We start from the raw sequence: 1,896 nt of genomic DNA on the forward strand, positions 1-1,896 counted from the left end.
ATTACGCCCGTACATGGGTGGGCTTGAAATGATTGGTAAAGCTTAAAAAACGAGCTGCCAGCTTTAAGTAGAAAAGCCGCTGTTCTAAACGAACAGCGGCTTTTTTATTTTAAGTCTCTTGTAAAAATATAACCTATGTTTGACTTTCAAATATTTTAGGTATTATAGTGTTTCTATAATAGGGGAAAGGAATTGTAAACTTAACCAAAGTTTTCAATCATATAGATTGTCATGGAGTACATTAATGGAAGCAGCAGTTGCTAAAGGTAAGAATAACAACCTTACGTTAAAAATCTTTGAAGAATACTTACATAAAGATATCGATAAACCGACAGTTAATTTTAGGATGAGGACTGTTGGTCCCTCGAGACAAGGCCCAAGTAGAAAAATTAAGGTTCATAACGGAGCCCATAGAGCAACTTGGGCTAAAAGTACCATTAATAGTCGTTTAAGAACTATTAATATAAATGTTTTCCTAAATTTCAAAAAAAATAATTTAAGGGACGGTGACTATAAAAAGTTAAAAGGACTTGCTGTAGATGGAATCAAGAAATATTGGTCAAATAGTATTACAGTTGCAGGTGTTCGGTTTAACGTAATAGTAAACCCATTGTATAAAAACAGCGCAGATGCGATTCCTGTAGATCTAGAAATTGAAGAGACCCCAGATTATGGCCGTTCATCAAACCCTTCAATTTTAGGTATAGATGCAAGCTTTAAATACCAAAAAGGATCTAGAAAAGCTGGTATACCCGAAGAAATGATTAATGAAGAATTTAAATTAGTTTCTGCTCATGAATTCGGACACTCAATTTTAATGTATGTTGGAGGGATTAGTTTATCTTGGGGCCATAAAGGTAGCAGTAATACCCTTTTACAGAGTGTGAAATCATCTACTCCAGGCTATCCGAAAAAAGGTAAAATTGATTTAATGAGATACTATAATGAAACTAAAAATAATGCTGATATGAAACAACGTATCACAAACAGTATTGCTTTTGAAATTGATATAAAAAGGTTAATCTGGAGTTCTGAAATTGTATGGAAAAAATAAAAAACTCAGCGCTAGTGTTTTTATCAATATTTGTTCTTACTGCATGTTCAAGTACTTACTGGGCAAGTGTTAAAAATTCGACTGATGAACACTTATTATTAAAAGCGGTTTTTAAAAGCGAGTACGGAACTCAAGTGATGGAAATGCCTTTAAAATCAGGTGAAGTAAATGTATGGCAATATCAGCAGTCATCTAACGAAGCAAAAACAATGGATAAAAATTTAACTTCATTGGAAATAATTAGTAAAAGTGGCTGCCATATAGTTTTTACTAAAGAAGAGATTAGAAAAAAGGTAGAAGATACAATCCGGCAAATTGAGATACTTTCAAATGATTTAAATAGAGCATGCGTGGATTAAGAGGTTTACTACAGCACTTGCTCTTCATTATTACTACAGACCTATAATCATTTTTTATAGAGAAAACGGGTGTTGTTATGTCCGATACAACGACAGACAAAATTTTAAATCAGGTTGCTTCATCTAAGTAAAATACTTAGTAGACATTATAAATGAAACTAGAAGCAATTAATTAACATCCTTAAATTTCTAACGCAATACATGCTAGACACCCACACAGACACAAACGGTTATACAGAAATGTATGTACCGTACTTAGTAAACAGCGCAAGCCTTTACGGCATAAGCCAATTACCTAAGTTTGCAGGTGATTTGTTCCATACATTAGGCCTAGTAAACGACGACGGTGAACAACAAGCTGGCTTTAGCTTAATTCCTACAGCAGAAGTACCGCTTACCAACAGCGCACGCGACGAAATTTACGAAGAAAGTGATTTACCAATTCGCTTAACTGCACACACACCATGTTTTAGAAGTGAAGCA

The 1,896-nt window shown here is 34.1% G+C and carries 2 protein-coding genes and 1 pseudogene; all 3 read left to right on the plus strand.

Annotation, left to right across the window (positions count from 1 at the left end):
* The first annotated feature begins 244 nt into the window (after positions 1–244).
* On the plus strand, positions 245–1,054 hold the full coding sequence (locus CWC11_RS19975; protein WP_138684095.1) for a hypothetical protein: 810 nt from the start codon (positions 245–247) through the stop codon (positions 1,052–1,054).
* On the plus strand, positions 1,042–1,413 hold the full coding sequence (locus CWC11_RS19980) for a hypothetical protein (protein ID WP_138684096.1): 372 nt from the start codon (positions 1,042–1,044) through the stop codon (positions 1,411–1,413). Before CWC11_RS19975 ends, CWC11_RS19980 begins: the two co-directional genes overlap by 13 nt.
* Before the next feature lie 186 nt (positions 1,414–1,599).
* Positions 1,600–1,896, plus strand: a pseudogene (locus tag CWC11_RS19985) (aminoacyl--tRNA ligase-related protein); the annotation flags it as partial.

Origin of the sequence: Pseudoalteromonas sp. S3178 (genome assembly GCF_005886985.1) — a bacterium.
In the GTDB taxonomy this organism is placed as follows: domain Bacteria; phylum Pseudomonadota; class Gammaproteobacteria; order Enterobacterales; family Alteromonadaceae; genus Pseudoalteromonas; species Pseudoalteromonas carrageenovora.

Excerpts from the sequence above, each read along its gene's own strand:
- CWC11_RS19980 (WP_138684096.1), top strand. The coding sequence starts at position 1,042 with ATGGAAAAAATAAAAAACTCAGCGCTAGTGTTTTTATCAATATTTGTT.
- CWC11_RS19975 (WP_138684095.1), top strand. The coding sequence starts at position 245 with ATGGAAGCAGCAGTTGCTAAAGGTAAGAATAACAACCTTACGTTAAAA.